The sequence below is a fragment of the Streptomyces sp. CB02980 genome, from assembly GCF_014451325.2.
Lineage (GTDB): Bacteria > Actinomycetota > Actinomycetes > Streptomycetales > Streptomycetaceae > Streptomyces.
The window spans coordinates 183,060-200,554 of sequence record NZ_JACSCH020000004.1; the positions used below are offsets into that span (position 1 = coordinate 183,060).

The following is a 17,495-nucleotide window of genomic DNA, read 5'->3' on the forward strand; positions in this document are numbered from 1 at the left end:
GCATTCGCGTACCCGTTCCGGGGCGCGGCTGCCGAGGGAGGGCCCGTCGGCTGCTGCTGTCATATTTCAACGGAGGCATGATGGGGCGCTATGTCGCACGACGACTGCTCCAGATGATCCCGGTTTTCCTCGGGACCACCCTGCTGATCTTCCTCATGGTCTACAGCCTGCCCGGCGACCCCGTGGCGGGTATGTTCGGGGACAAGGGCGCAGACCCCGCGACCCTCGCGAAGATCAGACACGATCTGGGACTGGATCTGCCGCTCTGGCAGCAGTACTGGAACTACATGACCGACATCATCCTGCACTTCGACTTCGGGAACCAGATCCGCAACGGTCGCCCGATCACCGAGGTCCTGGGTGAAGCGTTCCCCGTCACTCTGCAGCTCGCCGCTCTGGCCTTCGCGTTCGAGCTGGTCTTCGGCATCGGCCTCGGCATCATCGCCGGCCTCAAGGCCGGCCGGCTCGCCGACAACGCGATCCTGATCTTCACGCTGCTGATCATCTCGATCCCGGTCTTCGTCCTCGGCTTCATCATCAAGATGGTGTTCGCCTTCGAACTGGGCTGGATCGAACCGAACGTCAGCAACGACCAGTTGGTGTCCGAGATGATCGCGCCGGCCATCGTGCTCGGCGGTCTCTCACTCGCCTACGTCGCCCGGCTCACCCGGACCTCGATGGCGGAGAACCTGCGCGCCGACTACATGCGTACGGCCGTCGCCAAGGGTCTGCCCCGTCGTCGCGTCATCGGCGTGCACCTCATGCGCAACTCGATGATCCCCGTGGTCACCTTCCTCGGCACCGACATCGGCGCCCTCATGGGCGGCGCGGTCGTCACCGAGCGCATCTTCAACATCAAGGGCGTCGGTGGCCTCATCGCCGAGTCGATCACCCGGCGTGAAGGGTCGACCCTGGTCGGCCTCGTCACCATCCTGGTGATCATCTACCTCGTCACCAGCCTGCTCATCGACCTGCTGTACGCGGTCCTGGACCCGAGGATCCGGTATGCCTGACGTGACCAAGACCGCAGCAGCCGTCGAGGACGCCGTCGCGCTTCCCGCCGACGTGACTCCTCCGGCCAAGCAGGAGAAGGCCCGCAGCCTCTGGGGTGACGCCTGGGTCGACCTGCGCCGCAACCCGTACTTCCTCGTGGCGTCGGTGCTGATCTTCTTCCTGCTGCTGATCTCCGTCTTCCCGAGCTTCTTCACGAGCGCCTCGCCGACCAAGGGCGACCTCGTGAAGCACTTCCTCGGCAAGCCGGAGCTCGGCAGCATCGGCTCCGAGGGCTGGCTCGGCTACGACGGCCAGGGCCGCTCCGTCTACGCCCGACTGATCTACGGCACCCGTGCCTCGATCATCGTCGGCGTCGCCGTCACCGCGATCGTCACGGTCGTCGGCGGTGTGATGGGCATGCTCGCCGGCTACTTCGGCGGCTGGATCGACGCGCTGCTCTCGCGCCTGACCGACATCTTCTTCGGCATTCCGTTCCTGCTCGGCGCCATGGTCGTCCTGCAGTCCTTCGTCGAGCGCACGGTCTGGGTGGTCGTCTTCGCCCTCGCGTTCCTCGGCTGGACCCAGATGGCCCGCGTCATGCGCGGCGCCGTGATCACGGTCAAGCACGCCGACTACGTCCACGCGGCGAAGGCCCTCGGCGCCGGCACCGGCCGGATCCTCTTCCGGCACATCCTGCCGAACGCCATGGCCCCGGTGATCGTCGTCGCGACCATCGCGCTCGGCGGCTACATCTCGGCCGAGGCCACCCTGTCCTACCTGGGTCTGGGCCTCGCCGCCCCGACCGTCTCGTGGGGCGTGGACATCTCCACCGGTGTCGACCAGATCCGAGTGGCGCAGCACATCCTGCTGTGGCCCTCGATCATGCTCAGCATCACCGTTCTGGCGTTCATCATGCTCGGCGAAGCCGTACGCAACGCCCTCGACCCGAAGCTGCGCTGAGGAGGGCGTAAAAGATGAGCATCATCGACAAGACCGCAGCCGTCCCCGCGCCCCGCGACGGCTCCGACCACAATGGTCCGCTGCTCGAAGTCCGTGACCTGCACGTCGAGTTCCACACCCGTGACGGTGTGGCCAAGGCGGTCAACGGTGTCAACTACTCGGTGAACGCCGGCGAGACCCTCGCCGTCCTCGGCGAGTCCGGCTCCGGCAAGTCCGTCACGGCGCAGGCCATCATGGGCATCCTCGACATGCCGCCCGGCAAGATCCCGCACGGCGAGATCCTGTTCCGTGGCCAGGACATGCTGAAGATGGCCGAGGAGGACCGCCGGAAGATCCGCGGCCGGAAGATCGCGATGATCTTCCAGGACGCGCTGTCCTCCCTCAACCCGGTCCTCAGCGTCGGCTACCAGCTCGGCGAGATGTTCCGGGTGCACCAGGGTCTGTCCAAGAAGGACGCCACGGTCAAGGCCGTCGAGCTGATGGACAAGGTCAAGATCCCCGCCGCCAAGGCGCGGGTCTCCGACTACCCCCACCAGTTCTCCGGCGGTATGCGCCAGCGCATCATGATCGCCATGGCGCTCGCCCTGGAGCCGGACCTGATCATCGCCGACGAGCCCACCACGGCTCTCGACGTGACCGTCCAGGCCCAGGTCATGGACCTCCTCGCGGAGCTCCAGCAGGAATACAACATGGGCCTGATCCTGATCACCCACGACCTCGGCGTCGTCGCCGACGTCGCGGACAAGATCGCCGTGATGTACGCCGGCCGGATCGTCGAGCAGGCGCCGGTGCACGAGCTCTACAAGCGCCCGGCCCACCCCTACACCAAGGGTCTCCTGGAGTCGATCCCGCGCCTGGACCAGAAGGGCCAGGAGCTCTACGCGATCAAGGGCCTCCCGCCCAACCTGCTCCGTGTGCCCACCGGCTGCGCCTTCAACCCGCGCTGCCCCAAGGCCGACGACATCTGCCGCACGGAGATCCCGGCCCTCGTGCCGGTCACCGAGCAGGACGGCGCGGATCTCCCGGGCCGTACGAGCGCCTGCCACTTCTGGAAGGAGACGATCCATGGCTGACCTCAGCAAGAACGACGAGGCCGTGGCCGCCGCCGTCGAGGCCCCCGCGGGCCGCGGCGAGCCGATCCTCCAGGTGCGCAACCTGAAGAAGCACTTCCCGCTGACGCAGGGCATCCTCTTCAAGAAGCAGGTCGGCGCGGTCAAGGCCGTGGACGGGGTCTCCTTCGACCTCTACCAAGGCGAGACCCTCGGCATCGTGGGCGAGTCCGGCTGTGGCAAGTCCACGGTCGCCAAGCTCCTGATGAACCTGGAGCAGGCCACCGCCGGCGAGGTCTTCTACAAGGGCCAGGACATCACCAGGCTGGGCGGCCGCGCGCTGAAGGCCGTGCGCCGCAACATCCAGATGGTGTTCCAGGACCCGTACACCTCGCTGAACCCGCGTATGACGGTCGGCGACATCATCGGCGAGCCCTTCGACATCCACCCCGAGGTGGCCCCGAAGGGCGACCGGCGCCGCAAGGTGCAGGAGCTGCTCGACGTCGTCGGTCTGAACCCGGAGTACATCAACCGGTACCCGCACCAGTTCTCCGGCGGTCAGCGCCAGCGCATCGGCATCGCCCGCGGCCTCGCGCTCAACCCGGAGATCATCATCTGCGACGAGCCGGTCTCGGCCCTGGACGTCTCCGTCCAGGCGCAGGTCATCAACCTGATGGGGAAGCTCCAGGACGAGTTCAACCTCTCCTACCTCTTCATCGCGCACGACCTGTCGATCGTCCGGCACATCTCGGACCGCGTCGGCGTCATGTACCTCGGCAAGATGGCCGAGATCGGTACGGACGAGCAGATCTACGAGCACCCGACGCACCCGTACACCCAGGCGCTGCTCTCCGCGGTGCCGGTGCCGGACCCGGAGGCCCGCGCGCACCGCGAGCGGATCATCCTGACCGGTGACGTCCCCTCGCCGGCGAACCCGCCGTCGGGCTGCAGCTTCCGCACGCGTTGCTGGAAGGCGCAGGAGAGGTGCTCGCAGGAGACGCCGCTCCTGGCGATCCCGACGCGCTTCGACGGCCTGGACACCCCGGCCGCCCACCTCTCGGCGTGCCACTTCGCCGAGGAGAAGCAGGTCGTGCCGGTGCACTGACGCACCGACCGGCAGACGCCACGAAGGGCGCCCCGTTCCGTACGTACGGAACGGGGCGCCCTTCGTCGTGTCCTCCCGGGTCTCCGGGGCACCGTCCGGCGGCCGTAAAAGTGCAGCACCGTCAATATCGGGTGATATTGGGGCCTAAGTCAGACTTAGGACATTCGGGAGGCACTCCATGCGCGGAGCCACGCACGCCAAGTGGGCCGCTCTGGCCACCGCAGTCGCCCTCACGGCGACCGCCTGTGGCGGCGGCGACGACAGCGGCGGTGGCGGAGGGGCCGACGGCATCGTGAGTTCCTCGTGGGGCGACCCGCAGAACCCGCTGGAGCCCGCCAACACCAACGAGGTCCAGGGCGGCAAGGTCCTCTCCATGATCTTCCGAGGGCTCAAGCAGTACGACCCGAAGACCGGCGAGGCCAAGGACATGCTCGCCGAGAAGATCGAGACCACCGACTCGATCAACTTCACCGTCACGGTCAAGGACGGCTGGACCTTCTCCAACGGCGAGAAGGTGACCGCCAAGTCCTTCGTCGACGCCTGGAACTACGGCGCCGATCTGAAGAACAACCAGAAGAACGCCTACTTCTTCGGCCAGATCGAGGGCTACGACAAGGTCCACCCCGAGAAGGGCGAGCCGTCCGCCACGTCCATGTCCGGCCTCAAGGTCACCGGCCCCCAGACCTTCACGGTCAAGCTCACCCAGAAGTTCTCCACCTGGCCCATCACCCTCGGCTACGCGGCCTTCTCGCCGCTGCCCCAGGCCTTCTTCGACGACCGCCAGGCCTGGCTGTCGAAGCCGATCGGCAACGGGCCGTACACCGTGGACTCGTACTCCAAGGGCTCCCAGATGGCCCTCAAGCGCTGGGACGCCTACCCCGGCGCCGACAAGGCCCAGAACGGCGGCATCACCCTCAAGGTCTACACGGACAACAACACCGCGTACACCGACCTGACGGCCGGCAACCTCGACCTCGTCGACGACGTCCCCGCCTCCCAGCTCAAGAACGTCGAAGCCGACCTCAGCGGCCGGTACATCAACGTCCCCGCCGGCATCATCCAGACCCTGTCCTTCCCGTTCTACGACCCGGCCTGGAACAAGCCCGGACAGGAGAAGCTCCGCCAGGGCCTCTCCATGGCGATCGACCGTAACCAGATCACCGAGACGATCTTCCAGAAGACCCGCACCCCCGCCGTCGACTGGACTTCCCCGGTCCTCGGCGAGGACGGCGGCTTCAAGGACGTCTGCGGCGAGTTCTGCAAGTACGACGCCGCCGAGGCGAAGAAGCTCGTCGCCGAGGGCGGCGGCATCCCCGGCGGCACCATGAAGATCTCGTACAACGCCGACACCGGCTCCCACAAGGAATGGGTCGACGCGGTCTGCAACTCCATCAACCGCGCCCTCGGCAACAACACGGCCTGCGTCGGCAACCCGGTCGGCACCTTCGCCGACTTCCGCAACCAGGTCACCCAGTCGAAGATGGACGGCCCGTTCCGGGCCGGCTGGCAGATGGACTACCCGCTCATCCAGAACTTCCTCCAGCCGCTGTACTACACCAACGCCTCGTCCAACGACGGAAAGTACTCGGACCCCGAGTTCGACAAGCTGGTGAACGAGGCCAACGCCGAGGCCGACACCGCGAAGGCCATCGGGCTCTTCCAGCAGGCCGAGGGAGTCCTCCGGGACGACATGGGCGCCATTCCGCTCTGGTACCAGAACGGCAGCGCCGGCTACTCGGAGCGGATCGAGAACGTCACCCTGAACCCCTTCAGCGTCCCGGTCTACGACCAGATCAAGGTCAAGTGACGCCGTAGCGGGCCGTACAGGTCGGCGGCGTACGGCCCGGCCCGCGGACCCCCGCGCCGGGCCGTACGCCTTCCACAATCCTCTCCCCGGAGCCAACCCCCGGAGCCCCTCATGGGTCGATATGTGATCCGGCGGCTGCTGCAGATGATCCCGGTCTTCTTCGGCGCCACGCTGTTGATCTTCCTGATGGTGAACGTGATGGGCGACCCCATCGCCGGACTGTGCGGTGACCGCCAGTGCGACCCGGCGACCGCCGCCCAGCTGGAGAAGGAGTTCGGTCTCGACAAGCCCGTCTGGCAGCAATACCTCACCTACATGGGCAACGTCTTCACCGGAGACTTCGGCACTGCCTTCAACGGGCAGCCCGTCACCGAACTGATGGCCAGCGCCTTCCCCGTCACCATCCGGCTCACCATCGTCGCGATCTTCTTCGAGATCGTCATCGGCATCAGCCTCGGCGTCGTCACCGGCCTCAAGCGCGGCCGCCCCGTCGACACCACTGTCCTGCTGCTGACCCTGGTCGTCCTCTCCGTCCCGACCTTCGTCACCGGCCTCCTCGTCCAGCTCCTCCTCGGCGTCAAATGGGGCTGGATCAAACCGGCCGTCTCACCCGAGGCCACCTTCAGCGAACTCATCGTGCCCGGCCTGGTCCTCGCCTCGGTCTCCCTGGCCTACGTCACCCGGCTCACCCGGACCTCGATCGCCGAGAACAAGCGCGCCGACTACGTCCGCACCGCCGTCGCCAAGGGCCTGCCCCGCCGCCGGGTCATCAGCAGGCACCTGCTCCGCAACAGCCTCATCCCCGTCGTGACGTTCATCGGTGCCGACGTCGGCGCCCTCATGGGCGGAGCCATCGTCACCGAACGGATCTTCAACATCCACGGCGTCGGCTACCAGCTCTACCAGGGCATCGTCCGCCAGAACACCCAGACCGTGGTGGGCTTCGTGACCATCCTCGTGCTGGTGTTCCTGCTGGCCAACCTCCTGGTCGACCTCCTGTACGCCGTCCTTGACCCGAGGATTCGCTATGCCTGAGCAGCCCGAGCCGCTTGAGTCGTACGAAGAGGGCCGAGCCATCGCGCCCACCGGCGCCGGCGGCGCGTCCGACCTCGCGACGGCCGAGGGCGAGACCCTGGAGAAGACGCCCGGCGGACCGCTGGGCACCGGCGCCGACAAGAAGCCCCGCTCCCTGTGGTCCGACGCCTGGCGCGACCTGCGCCGGAACCCGATCTTCATCGTCTCCTCGCTGGTGATCCTCTTCCTGGTCGTCATCTCCATCTGGCCCCAGCTGATCGCCTCGGGGGACCCCCTGGACTGCGACCTCGCCAAGGCCCAGGAAGGCTCCCAGCCCGGCCACCCCTTCGGTTTCAACGGCCAGGGCTGCGACGTCTACACCCGCACCGTCTACGGCGCCCGGACGTCCGTGACCGTCGGCGTCCTCGCCACCGTCGGCGTCGCCGTCCTCGGCAGCATCCTCGGCGGACTCGCCGGCTTCTTCGGCGGCGCCTGGGACGGCGTCCTCTCCCGGATCACCGACGTCTTCTTCGCCATCCCCGTCGTCCTCGGCGGCCTGGTGCTCCTCTCCGTGGTGACCAGCTCCACCGTCTGGCCCGTCATCGGCTTCATGGTGCTGCTCGGCTGGCCGCAGCTCTCCCGCATCGCCCGCGGCTCCGTCATCACCGCCAAACAGAACGACTACGTGCAGGCGGCCCGGGCCCTCGGGGCCTCCAACTCCAGGATGATGCTCCGCCACATCACGCCCAACGCGATCGCCCCGGTGATCGTCGTCGCCACCATCGCCCTCGGCACGTACATCGCGCTGGAGGCGACCCTGTCCTACCTCGGTGTCGGCCTCAAGCCGCCGACCGTCTCCTGGGGCATCGACATCTCCTCGGCGTCGCAGTACATCCGCAACGCGCCGCACATGCTGCTCTGGCCGGCCGGCGCGCTCGCCATCACGGTGCTCGCCTTCATCATGCTCGGCGACGCCGTCCGCGACGCCCTCGACCCGAAGCTGAGGTAGGGACCCATGCTGCTCGAAGTGCGCGACCTGCACGTGGAGTTCCACACCCGCGAAGGGGTGGCCAAGGCCGTCAACGGTGTCGACTACTCCGTCGACGCGGGGGAGACCCTCGCCGTCCTCGGCGAGTCCGGCTCCGGCAAGTCCGTCACCGCCCAGGCCGTGATGGGCATCCTCGACGTCCCCCCGGGCAAGATCAGCCAGGGCGAGATCCTCTTCCAGGGCCAGGACCTCCTGAAGCTCAAGGAGGACGAGCGGCGCAAGATCCGCGGCGCCAAGATGGCGATGGTCTTCCAGGACGCGCTGTCCTCCCTCAACCCCGTGCTCAGCGTCGGCGACCAGCTCGGCGAGATGTTCCAGGTCCACAAGGGCATGTCGCGCAAGGACTCCAAGGCCAAGGCCATCGAACTGATGGACCGGGTCCGCATCCCCGCCGCCAAGGAACGCGTCGGCCAGTACCCCCATCAGTTCTCCGGCGGCATGCGCCAACGCATCATGATCGCGATGGCGCTCGCCCTCGAACCCGAACTGATCATCGCCGACGAGCCCACCACCGCCCTCGACGTCACCGTCCAGGCCCAGGTCATGGACCTCCTCGCCGAGCTCCAGCGCGAACTCAACATGGGCCTGATCCTCATCACCCACGACCTCGGCGTCGTCGCCGACGTCGCCGACAAGATCGCCGTCATGTACGCCGGCCGGATCGTCGAACAGGCCCCCGTCCACGAGATCTACAAGGCCCCCGCCCACCCCTACACCCGCGGCCTGCTCGACTCCATCCCACGCCTCGACCAGAAGGGCCAGGAGCTCTACGCGATCAAGGGCCTCCCGCCCAACCTCCTCGCCATCCCGCCCGGCTGCGCCTTCAACCCCCGCTGCCCCCTGGCCCAGGACGTCTGCCGCACCGACGTGCCCCCGCTCTACGACGTGACCGAGTCCCCGGTGAAGCGCTCCAGCGCCTGCCACTTCTGGAAGGAGTGCCTCCATGGCTGAGGCGATTCTCGAAGTCCGGGACCTCCACAAGCACTACCCGCTCACCCAGGGCGTCGTCTTCAAGAAGCAGGTCGGCGCGGTCAAGGCCGTCGACGGCGTCGACTTCGACCTCCACGCCGGCGAGACCCTCGGCATCGTCGGCGAGTCCGGCTGCGGCAAGTCGACGGTCGCGAAGATGCTGGTCAACCTGGAGCGGCCGACGTCCGGCGTGATCCGCTACAAGGGCGAGGACATCAGCAGACTCTCCCCCCGCGCGCTCAAGGCCGTCCGCCGCAACATCCAGATGGTGTTCCAGGACCCGTACACCTCGCTCAACCCGCGCATGACCGTCGGCGACATCATCGGCGAGCCGTACGAGATCCACCCCGAGGTCGCCCCCAAGAGCGACCGGCGGCGCAAGGTGCAGGACCTCCTCGACGTCGTCGGCCTCAACCCCGAGTACATCAACCGCTACCCGCACCAGTTCTCCGGCGGCCAGCGCCAGCGCATCGGCATCGCCCGCGGCCTCGCCCTCCAGCCCGAGATCATCGTCGCCGACGAACCCGTGTCCGCCCTCGACGTCTCCGTCCAGGCACAGGTCATCAACCTGATGGCGAACCTCCAGTCCGAGTTCTCCCTGTCGTACGTCTTCATCGCGCACGACCTGTCGATCGTGCGGCACATCTCCGACCGGGTCGGCGTCATGTACCTCGGCCGGATCGTCGAGATCGGCAGCGACGCGCAGATCTACGACCACCCCACCCACCCCTACACCCAGGCGCTGCTCTCCGCGGTCCCGGTCCCCGACCCCGAGGCGCGCGCCCACCGCGAGCGCATCATCCTCACCGGCGACGTCCCCTCCCCGGCCAACATCCCCTCCGGCTGCCGCTTCCGCACCCGCTGCTGGAAGGCCCAGGAACGCTGTGCCCTGGAGGTCCCGCTCCTCGCCGTCCCGGCCGTCTTCCGCCTCACGGACAGCCCGGCGAAACACGACTCGGCCTGCCACTTCGCCGAGGAGAAGCACGTCGTCCCCTCGGAGAACGGCGACGACGGCCCCGAGCCACCGGCGTCCGACAGCCCCGAGCCACCGCCGGACGGCGGCGCCGACCCCTTCAAGAAGCCCGAATCGCCTTAACGCACAGGCAACTTCACCGAATCGATTCCGATATACGAACAGGCCAGACTGCACAGCGTACGGCCGTGCGGGTGCCGTGAACCGGGCCGGGGCGCGACATGTCGCCCCGGCCCGGACCCATGTGTTCCCCGCGCCCCACAGGTTTCGCGGAACCGCTTGTTTCGGTTGGTGGCGACCGTGAGTATCGGGACCGTGACAGTGACACGACCGGCACGTCTCACGGGCGCCGCGCTCTGCGCCGCGCTCGCCCTCACCGCCGCCGTGTGGATCTTCAAGGATCTCGCCGCGCTCGGCTCGCCCGTCGACCTCGCCTGGTACTGGGCCGGGGACCACCACTTCCTCATCCGGGGACGGTCCGCCACCTCCCTGGTCGACGCCGTGCTGCTCGTCGTCTCCGCCGCAGCCGCGGCCGCCGCGATCCGCTCCCGGCACGCGGCCTCCGCGCTCGCCGCCACCGGCACCGTCACGCTGGCCCTGCGCCTGCCGGGCCTCTGGGAGCCCGACAGCGGCGCCCTCGTCACCGCCCTCGTCGAACTCGCCCTCGCCGCCGGTCTGATCGTCACCGCCGCCGTCGGCCGCCGCCCGGCCACCGCCTCGTACGAGCCGCCCCCCACGCGCCCGCGCACGGGCCCCGCCGTCGCCGCCGGAGTCCTCCTCGCGACCTCCGCGCTCGTCGTGACCCTGTGGGAGCTGTACTGGGCCACCGAACTGCCCCTGGAGATCACCGTCGACCGCTTCACCGGCGGCCGGTCCATCATGAAGGCGGCCCTCGCGCCCCCGCCCGGCTGGCTGTCGCTGATCCTCGTCGCCCTGTACGGGACCGCCGCCGTCTCCGCCTTCTTACGGGCCCGCCACAGCCGGGCCTTCGGGCTGCTCGCCGGGGTGTTCCTGGCGGCCGGCGGCCTCGCCGAGGTCGCCAGGACCACCCGCTACGAACTGATCGGCGACTTCGTGGACCTCCCGAGCACCGCCCAGCTGAGCATCCTCACCGCCTTCTTCGGGCTGCTCGCCGGCATCGCCGTGCTCGTCCTGCTCGCCGGACGCGGCGCCCCCGCAGGCGCGCCGAGCCCGTACACGCCGGCCGGGATGCCACCCCCGACCCCGCCCTACCCGCCGCCGCCCGGCTGGTGACTCAGCCCCGCATCCCGCCGAGGGACCGCTTCAGGAAGTCCACCTGGAGCAGCAGCAGGTTCTCCGCGACCTGCTCCTGCGGCGTCATGTGGGTGACCCCGGACAGCGGCAGCACCTCGTGCGGCCGGCCCGCCGCGAGGAGTGCCGAGGACAGCCGCAGCGCGTGCGCGACGACCACGTTGTCGTCCGCGAGACCGTGGACGATCATCATCGGCCGCTCGGGCACCTCCGGCGCGGAGAGCCCGTCGTCGGTGAGCAGCGACTGCGCCGCGTACACCTCGGGATCGTCCTGCGGAGTGCCGAGGTACCGCTCGGTGTAATGGGTGTCGTACAGCCGCCAGTCCGTCACCGGCGCCCCCACCACCGCCGCGTGGAACACGTCTGGGCGCCGCAGCACCGCCCGTGCCGCCAGATAACCGCCGTACGACCAGCCCCGGATCGCCACCCGCTCCAGATCCAGCGGGAAACGCCCGGCGAGGCCCTGGAGCGCGTCCACCTGGTCGTCGAGGGTCGGCCCGAAGTCCCGCGCGATCGCCTTCTCCCAGGCGGGGGAGCGGCCCGGCGTGCCCCTCCCGTCCGCCACGACCACCGCGAAGCCCTGGTCGGCGAACCACTGGGACGTCAGATGCGCGTTGTGCGCGGCGAGCACCCGCGGCCCGTGCGGACCGCCGTACGGATCCATCAGGACCGGCAGCGGCCCGTCGCCCTCCGCGTACCCCGACGGCAGCAGCACCGCGCACGGGATCCGCCGCGCGCCGGCCTCCGTGAGCCGCACGCGCGCGCGGAGCACCGGATCCTGGGCGTACGAGGCCACCACCGCGACCTGCTCGCCGTCCCGCAGCACCCGCGCCACGCTCCCCGGCGTCTCCGGCCGCGCCGACACCAGCACGGTCACCGTCCCCGAACGCACCGCGCCGTGCACGCCGACGCCCTCGGACAGCCGCTCCACGCCCTCACCGGTCACCCGGTACACATGGACCTCGCCGGTCTCCGGGAGAGCCGCATCCGCGCCCGCCGACGCCGACACGAGGACGTCGTCCTCCCCGACGCCGAGCACCGCCCGGACATGCAGCGCGGCGTCCGTCAGCACCTCGTCGCCCACGGCCAGGGCCCGCGCCCCGGTCTCGTCCGTGAGCCGTACGAGCCGCCCGTCGCGGGTGCCCCCCGAGCCGGGTCCCGAGGGAGCCCACGCCGGCACCCCCGGCAGCACCTCCAGCCACACCGGGTCCCGCTCCGCCCGTACCGTCCTCGTCTCCCCGGACTCCGGGTCCACCGCCAGGAACAACTGCTCCCGCTGGTCCCGCGCCTGGACGAGCAGCAGCGGCGCCCCGTCCGCCGACCAGTGCACGCGCGCGAGGTACGGATACCGCTCCCGGTCCCACACCACCTCCGTGCGGGCCCCGGCGAGGTCCACGACGAACAGCCGTACGTCCGCGTTGGCCGTACCCGCCGCCGGATACGCCACCGGCTGCGGCTCCCGGTCCGGATGCGCCGGGTCGGCGATCCACCAGCGCCGCACCGCCCGGTCGTCGGCGCGGGCCACGAGCAGCCGGTCCGAGGCGGGGGACCACCAGAAACCCCGGTCCCGGGTCATCTCCTCCGAGGCGATGAATTCGGCCAATCCGTAGGACACGTGCGTCTCTTCCGGAACGGCCAGCTCCCGGTCGCCCGAACCGTCCGCGCCCACCACCCGCAGCGCGCCCTCCGTCACGTACGCGACCAGGCGTCCGTCCGGCGAGGGCCGGGGATCGATCACCGGCCCCGGCACCGGCAACTCCCGCGCCGTCCCCGCCCGCAGCTCCGCCGCGAACAGCCGCCCCGACAGGGCGAAGGCCGCCAACTCCACGGCCCCGTCCACCGCGTACGCCACCACACCGGCCGAGCCCTCCCGGCTCCGCTCCCGGCGCGCCCGCTCCTGCGGCGACAACTCCTCCTCACCGCCCGCGAGCAGCACCTCCGGGTCGGCCGCCACCCGCTCCACGGGCGCGCCGCCGTCGCGGGGCAGGTCGAGGACCCAGAGCCGGTGCGTACGGTCCACACCGGACGCGGCCCTGACGAACACGACGCGCTCACCGTCGGGGGAGACCGAGAAGGCACGCGGAACCCCCAGGGTGAACCGCTGGGTACGGGCGTGACGGCGGGGGAAGGAGAGTCCGGCAGGGGGTGTGGCCGGCTGCTGTCGAGACGAGGTCATGCGGCTGAAACTAGCGCTGTGCGCCCCCCTCGTGCCTCCGTCCGCCGATCGATGCGGCCGCACGGATAGTTATGATCCGTAGCGCTAGGTGGGTATGCATCCGACGGGCCTGCCCCCTGGCACATGCTGATCGACCGAACCACTCGAATATCCGACCGAAGAAGTGTGGAGGTGAACCGCCGTGGCACTCTCGATCTCCGTGGTGGTGCTGCTGGCGATCGTCGTCTTCCTTCTGATCCGGAAATCCGGGTTGAAGGCTGGACATGCGGCGGTCAGCGCGCTCCTGGGCTTCTACCTGGCGAGCTCGTCCATCGCCCCGTCCATCAGCACCCTCACCACGAACGTGGCGAACATGGTCGGCGGCCTCAAGTTCTGAGCGCGCCCCCGCGCGCCGACCTCGTAGGGTGGGGACATGTCCGATCTCCCCGCCCGCCGTCTGCTGCTCGTGCACGCGCACCCGGACGACGAGTCGATCAACAACGGCGCCACCATGGCCAGGTACGCGGCCGAGGACGCCCTCGTCACCCTGGTCACCTGCACGCTCGGCGAGGAGGGCGAGGTCATCCCGCCCGAGCTCGCCCATCTGGCCCCCGACCGGGAGGACCGGCTCGGCCCGTACCGGGTCGGTGAACTCGCCGCCGCGATGGCCGAGCTCGGTGTCACCGACCACCGGTTCCTCGGCGGCCCCGGGCGCTTCCGCGACTCCGGAATGATGGGCGTCGAACAGAACAAGCGCGCCAACGCCTTCTGGAACACGGACGTCGACACCGCCGCCCCGTATCTCGTCGAGGTGATCAGGGAGACCCGCCCGCAGGTCCTCGTCACCTACGACCCCGACGGCGGCTACGGACACCCGGACCACATCCAGGCCCACCGGGTCGCCATGCGCGCCGCGGAACTGGCCGCCGACCCCGCCTACCGACCCGACCTGGGACCGGCCCACACGATCGCCAAGATCTACTGGAACCGGGTCCCCCGCCCCGTCGCCGAGGCCGGCTTCGCCCGGCTGCGCGCCGAGGGCTCCGCCTTCCCGGCCGCCGCCGCGATCGACGACGTCCCCGGCGTCGTCGACGAGGACCGGATCACCGCCGAGATCGACGCGGGACCGGAGCACACGGCCCGCAAGAGCGCGGCGATGGCCGCGCACGCCACCCAAGTCGCGGTCGACGGCCCGTTCTTCGCCCTTTCGAACGACCTCGGCCAGCCGATCTTCACCACCGAGTACTACGAGTTGGTACGAGGCGTCCCGGGCGCCCCCGCGGGCACCCGCGAGACGGACCTCTTCGCCGGAGTGAGCGCATGAGCCCCAAGCCGCCCGCGACGCCCACCCCGCCCAACGCGCCGACGGCGCGCACCGCGTCCACCGTCTCCCGTAACGCCCGATTCGCCTGGTACGCGGGCCTGGCCGTCCTCGGCGCCCTCGTCGGAACCGCCGGCGCACTCGTCCAAGCCGCCTGGCTCCCCGTCGGCTTGATCCTCGCCCTCCTCGCGACCGCCGCCCTCTTCTACGGAGGACTGCGGGCCACCGAGACCCAGGTCGGCGTCGTCGCGGGCGGCCTCGGCTGGCTCCTCGCCGTCATCCTGCTCAGCTTCGGACGCCCGGAGGGTGACGGAGTGTTCGGCGGAGGCGTCGGCGAGCTGCTCTTCCTCTTCGGCGGCATGGCGATCGCTGTGATGTGCACCACGCTGGCCCGGCTGCCCCGACCGATCCCGTGAACAGGACGACTTGACTCCGCGGACGCCCTGACTTCGGCCGGATTGACCGTCGTCAGTCACCCAGGGGTCAGCTATGTGACGGCGGCGCCCAGTATGGTGGTGCGCGCCGCCGAACCGCCCGGGTTATACGAGCATCAGCAAGAGCGGGCGGTGGAGCCAACCGGGAGATCCTGCTTTGAGTCGTGAAACTGGTCGAGAGACTGACAGTTCGTCCTCCGGCGCCCAGGGGCGCGGTGGAGCCGCGTACCCCTCGGGTACACCGCCGTACGGATCCCGCCAGTATCCGTCGCTCCACCCCTCGCAGGACGCGCCGGAGGAGACTGCCGGCGTGCCCGCACCGCCGGAGGAGCCCAAGACCGAGACGACGCTGACGACCCGGATCCGGATCAACATCCCGGGTTCGCGTCCGATCCCGCCCGTCGTGGTCCGCACCACGGTCAACGAGTCGCCCACGCCGCCGCCGGCCACCGCGCCGGAGCCCGCTCCCGCCCCGGAGCCGGAGCCGGAGCAGGCGGCGGCGCCCGAGCCGCCGCAGGCCGAGGAGACGCCGAAGGCGAAGGGGACGAGCGACTGGTTCGCGCCCCGCAAGGCGGCGCCCCCGAGCCCGGCCCCCGAGCCCGCGCTGCCCCCGGCACCCGCCCCGACCCCGAAGCCCGCTCCGGCCACCACCGGACCGGACGACCGGGGCACCGGCTTCGCCGGCTCCGCGACCTCAGGCGTCCCGACGGTCGGCAGTGCCCCGTCGAGCCGCCCGGTCACCCAGGGCCGGCCCGGAGGCAACCCGCTGTACGACGGCGGCACGCCCGCGGGCGGATCCCCCATGTACACGGGCACGCCGGCCGGCGGGACCCCGATGTACGACGGGACGCCCGCCGGTGGTTCGCCGAGGTACGACGGCAACCCCGGCGCCGCACACCCGGGCGCCGGAAACCCGCTCTACGGCGGCACCCCCGCCGCCGGAACCCCGATGTACACGGGCACCCCGGCCGGCGGCACGCCCGCGTACCGCGGCCCCGCCGCGCCGACCGGCCCCACGACCGGCCCGGTCACGGGCACGGCGTCGCTGGGCGGACCGGGCGGCCAGGGCGGACTGGCCGGCCTGGCCGGATCCTCCGGACCGGGCCAGGGCGCGGGCTCCCCGTTCCCCGGCGGCGCTCCCCGCATGTCCGACGACACCGCGATCCTCACCCCGCAGGCAACCGCGCCGACCGCCCCCGGCCGGGGCGGTCCGGGCGGTCCCGGCGGACAGCGCGGACCGGGTCGACCGGCCGACGGCGGCGGCAACGGCCACGTCTCCGGCGACACCCTCACCAGCGGCATCCCGGTCGTCCCGCCGAAGGCGGCCCGCCCGAACCTCACCCCCCGCATCGAGGAGCAGGCGACGCCTGCCCCCGCGCCGCGCCCCGCACCCGCCCCCAACCGCTCCGCCCCGGCGAAGAAGGGCCGCTCCAAGCTGGTCCTCGCCGCCGTCGGAGTCTTCGGCCTCGCCGGCGTCGCCTACGGCGCCGGACTGCTCCTCAACCACTCCGACGTCCCGAAGGGGACCACGGTCCTCGGCGTGGACATCGGCGGCGGTACGAAGGAGGAGGCCGTCAACAAGCTGGACACGGCCCTCGGCAAGCGCGCCGGGACACCGCTCCAGCTCGGCATCGGCGGCAAGAAGGTCCAGCTCGCCCCGGACAAGGCGGGCCTGGCGCTCGACAGCGTGGAGACCGTCCGCGCCGCCGCGGGCAGCGACTACAACCCCGTATCGGTCATCGGCTCCCTCTTCGGCGGCGAGCGGGTCGCCAAGCCGGTCTTCCCCGTCGACGAGGAGAAGCTCGCCGTCACCCTCGCCGACCTGGCCGGCAGGTCCGCGTCGGCGACCGAGGGCACGATCCTGTTCGCCCCGAACAAGGTGACGCCCGTCGAGGGCAAGCCCGGCAAGGGCCTCGACATCCAGCGCTCGATGATCTCCGTCCGGGACGCCTTCCGCGCCCAGGTGGAGACGGGCCAGACCAGGCTGGTCGAGCTGCCCGTCACCAACCGCCAGCCGAGCATCAGCAAGGCCGAGGTGGACCGGGCGATGAAGGAGTTCGCGACGCCCGCGATGTCCGACCGCATCACCATCCGGGCGGGCGGCAGGGAGATCCAGTTCGGCCCGGCGCGCTCGCTGCCGCAGATCCTCTCCATGAAGGCCGCCGACGGCCGCCTGGTGGCGGTCTACGACACGAAGGCCATCGAGCGGCTCCTCGACGGCGCCTTCAAGGGCATCATGATCACCAAGACCGACGGCACCAAGCAGGAGGTCTCGCCCGACGACGTGGCCTCCGTGATGCGCGAGGCGCTCCTCGGCAAGACCAAGGACGAACGCACCAAGACGATCGACCTGAAGCCGAAGGGCTGACAGCCCGAGCGACGCGTTCCGAGCCCC

Annotated in this window: 15 protein-coding genes; 14 read left to right on the plus strand and 1 reads right to left on the minus strand. The window is 70.3% G+C overall.

What is annotated here, in order from left to right:
* The first annotated feature begins 80 nt into the window (after positions 1–80).
* From E0F75_RS11035 to E0F75_RS11080, 10 genes are all read left to right on the plus strand, one after another.
* Complete coding sequence (locus tag E0F75_RS11035) at positions 81–1,013, plus strand: ABC transporter permease (protein ID WP_187622567.1); 933 nt, start codon at positions 81–83, stop codon at positions 1,011–1,013.
* Complete coding sequence (locus E0F75_RS11040) at positions 1,006–1,953, plus strand: ABC transporter permease (protein WP_187622340.1); 948 nt, start codon at positions 1,006–1,008, stop codon at positions 1,951–1,953. Before E0F75_RS11035 ends, E0F75_RS11040 begins: the two co-directional genes overlap by 8 nt.
* 14 nt (positions 1,954–1,967) lie before the next feature.
* Positions 1,968–3,026, plus strand: a complete 1,059-nt coding sequence (locus E0F75_RS11045; RefSeq protein ID WP_187622341.1) for an ABC transporter ATP-binding protein — start codon at positions 1,968–1,970, stop codon at positions 3,024–3,026.
* The gene (locus E0F75_RS11050; RefSeq protein ID WP_187622342.1) at positions 3,019–4,107 is read left to right on the plus strand and encodes an ABC transporter ATP-binding protein; all 1,089 of its coding nucleotides are present in this window, start codon (positions 3,019–3,021) and stop codon (positions 4,105–4,107) included. Before E0F75_RS11045 ends, E0F75_RS11050 begins: the two co-directional genes overlap by 8 nt.
* A gap of 178 nt (positions 4,108–4,285) precedes the next feature.
* A complete protein-coding gene (locus E0F75_RS11055; protein ID WP_187622343.1) occupies positions 4,286–5,914 on the plus strand; it encodes an ABC transporter substrate-binding protein in 1,629 nt (542 codons plus the stop codon).
* Positions 5,915–6,025: 111 nt separating this feature from the next.
* Positions 6,026–6,949 carry an ABC transporter permease gene (locus E0F75_RS11060; RefSeq protein ID WP_187622344.1) on the plus strand — a complete coding sequence of 308 codons (924 nt, stop codon included), beginning with the start codon at positions 6,026–6,028 and terminating at the stop codon, positions 6,947–6,949.
* The gene (locus tag E0F75_RS11065; protein WP_187622345.1) at positions 6,942–7,937 is read left to right on the plus strand and encodes an ABC transporter permease; all 996 of its coding nucleotides are present in this window, start codon (positions 6,942–6,944) and stop codon (positions 7,935–7,937) included. Before E0F75_RS11060 ends, E0F75_RS11065 begins: the two co-directional genes overlap by 8 nt.
* Before the next feature lie 6 nt (positions 7,938–7,943).
* Positions 7,944–8,927 carry an ABC transporter ATP-binding protein gene (locus E0F75_RS11070; RefSeq protein WP_187622346.1) on the plus strand — a complete coding sequence of 328 codons (984 nt, stop codon included), beginning with the start codon at positions 7,944–7,946 and terminating at the stop codon, positions 8,925–8,927.
* Positions 8,920–10,041, plus strand: a complete 1,122-nt coding sequence (locus E0F75_RS11075) for an ABC transporter ATP-binding protein (RefSeq protein WP_229312639.1) — start codon at positions 8,920–8,922, stop codon at positions 10,039–10,041. Before E0F75_RS11070 ends, E0F75_RS11075 begins: the two co-directional genes overlap by 8 nt.
* 192 nt (positions 10,042–10,233) lie before the next feature.
* Positions 10,234–11,172, plus strand: coding sequence for a hypothetical protein (locus E0F75_RS11080; RefSeq protein WP_187622347.1), 939 nt, complete (start codon positions 10,234–10,236; stop codon positions 11,170–11,172).
* Position 11,173: 1 nt separating this feature from the next.
* On the opposite strand, the gene E0F75_RS11085 is transcribed toward E0F75_RS11080, so the two are convergent.
* Positions 11,174–13,366: a prolyl oligopeptidase family serine peptidase gene (locus E0F75_RS11085; RefSeq protein WP_187622348.1), complete on the minus strand. Its 2,193-nt coding sequence runs from the start codon at positions 13,364–13,366 to the stop codon at positions 11,174–11,176.
* Between the two features lie 181 nt (positions 13,367–13,547).
* Between E0F75_RS11085 and E0F75_RS11090 the strand changes: the two genes are divergently transcribed.
* The 4 genes from E0F75_RS11090 to E0F75_RS11105 all read left to right on the plus strand — a co-directional run bounded on the left by E0F75_RS11090 (position 13,548) and on the right by E0F75_RS11105 (position 17,468).
* Positions 13,548–13,742 carry a hypothetical protein gene (locus tag E0F75_RS11090; protein ID WP_187622349.1) on the plus strand — a complete coding sequence of 65 codons (195 nt, stop codon included), beginning with the start codon at positions 13,548–13,550 and terminating at the stop codon, positions 13,740–13,742.
* A gap of 36 nt (positions 13,743–13,778) precedes the next feature.
* Positions 13,779–14,669 carry an N-acetyl-1-D-myo-inositol-2-amino-2-deoxy-alpha-D-glucopyranoside deacetylase gene (gene mshB, locus E0F75_RS11095; protein WP_187622350.1) on the plus strand — a complete coding sequence of 297 codons (891 nt, stop codon included), beginning with the start codon at positions 13,779–13,781 and terminating at the stop codon, positions 14,667–14,669.
* Positions 14,666–15,082, plus strand: a complete 417-nt coding sequence (locus E0F75_RS11100) for a DUF6113 family protein (protein WP_229312640.1) — start codon at positions 14,666–14,668, stop codon at positions 15,080–15,082. The genes mshB and E0F75_RS11100 overlap by 4 nt, the downstream gene beginning before the upstream one ends.
* 820 nt (positions 15,083–15,902) lie before the next feature.
* Positions 15,903–17,468: a hypothetical protein gene (locus E0F75_RS11105; protein ID WP_374115395.1), complete on the plus strand. Its 1,566-nt coding sequence runs from the start codon at positions 15,903–15,905 to the stop codon at positions 17,466–17,468.
* Positions 17,469–17,495 lie beyond the last annotated feature (27 nt).

Coding starts and splice junctions, on each gene's coding strand:
- E0F75_RS11035 (WP_187622567.1), top strand. CDS start 81: ATGGGGCGCTATGTCGCACGACGACTGCTCCAGATGATCCCGGTTTTC.
- E0F75_RS11040 (WP_187622340.1), top strand. CDS start 1,006: ATGCCTGACGTGACCAAGACCGCAGCAGCCGTCGAGGACGCCGTCGCG.
- E0F75_RS11045 (WP_187622341.1), top strand. CDS start 1,968: ATGAGCATCATCGACAAGACCGCAGCCGTCCCCGCGCCCCGCGACGGC.
- E0F75_RS11050 (WP_187622342.1), top strand. CDS start 3,019: ATGGCTGACCTCAGCAAGAACGACGAGGCCGTGGCCGCCGCCGTCGAG.
- E0F75_RS11055 (WP_187622343.1), top strand. CDS start 4,286: ATGCGCGGAGCCACGCACGCCAAGTGGGCCGCTCTGGCCACCGCAGTC.
- E0F75_RS11060 (WP_187622344.1), top strand. CDS start 6,026: ATGGGTCGATATGTGATCCGGCGGCTGCTGCAGATGATCCCGGTCTTC.
- E0F75_RS11065 (WP_187622345.1), top strand. CDS start 6,942: ATGCCTGAGCAGCCCGAGCCGCTTGAGTCGTACGAAGAGGGCCGAGCC.
- E0F75_RS11070 (WP_187622346.1), top strand. CDS start 7,944: ATGCTGCTCGAAGTGCGCGACCTGCACGTGGAGTTCCACACCCGCGAA.
- E0F75_RS11075 (WP_229312639.1), top strand. CDS start 8,920: ATGGCTGAGGCGATTCTCGAAGTCCGGGACCTCCACAAGCACTACCCG.
- E0F75_RS11085 (WP_187622348.1), bottom strand. CDS start 13,366: ATGACCTCGTCTCGACAGCAGCCGGCCACACCCCCTGCCGGACTCTCC.
- mshB (WP_187622350.1), top strand. CDS start 13,779: ATGTCCGATCTCCCCGCCCGCCGTCTGCTGCTCGTGCACGCGCACCCG.
- E0F75_RS11100 (WP_229312640.1), top strand. CDS start 14,666: ATGAGCCCCAAGCCGCCCGCGACGCCCACCCCGCCCAACGCGCCGACG.
- E0F75_RS11105 (WP_374115395.1), top strand. CDS start 15,903: ATGTACACGGGCACGCCGGCCGGCGGGACCCCGATGTACGACGGGACG.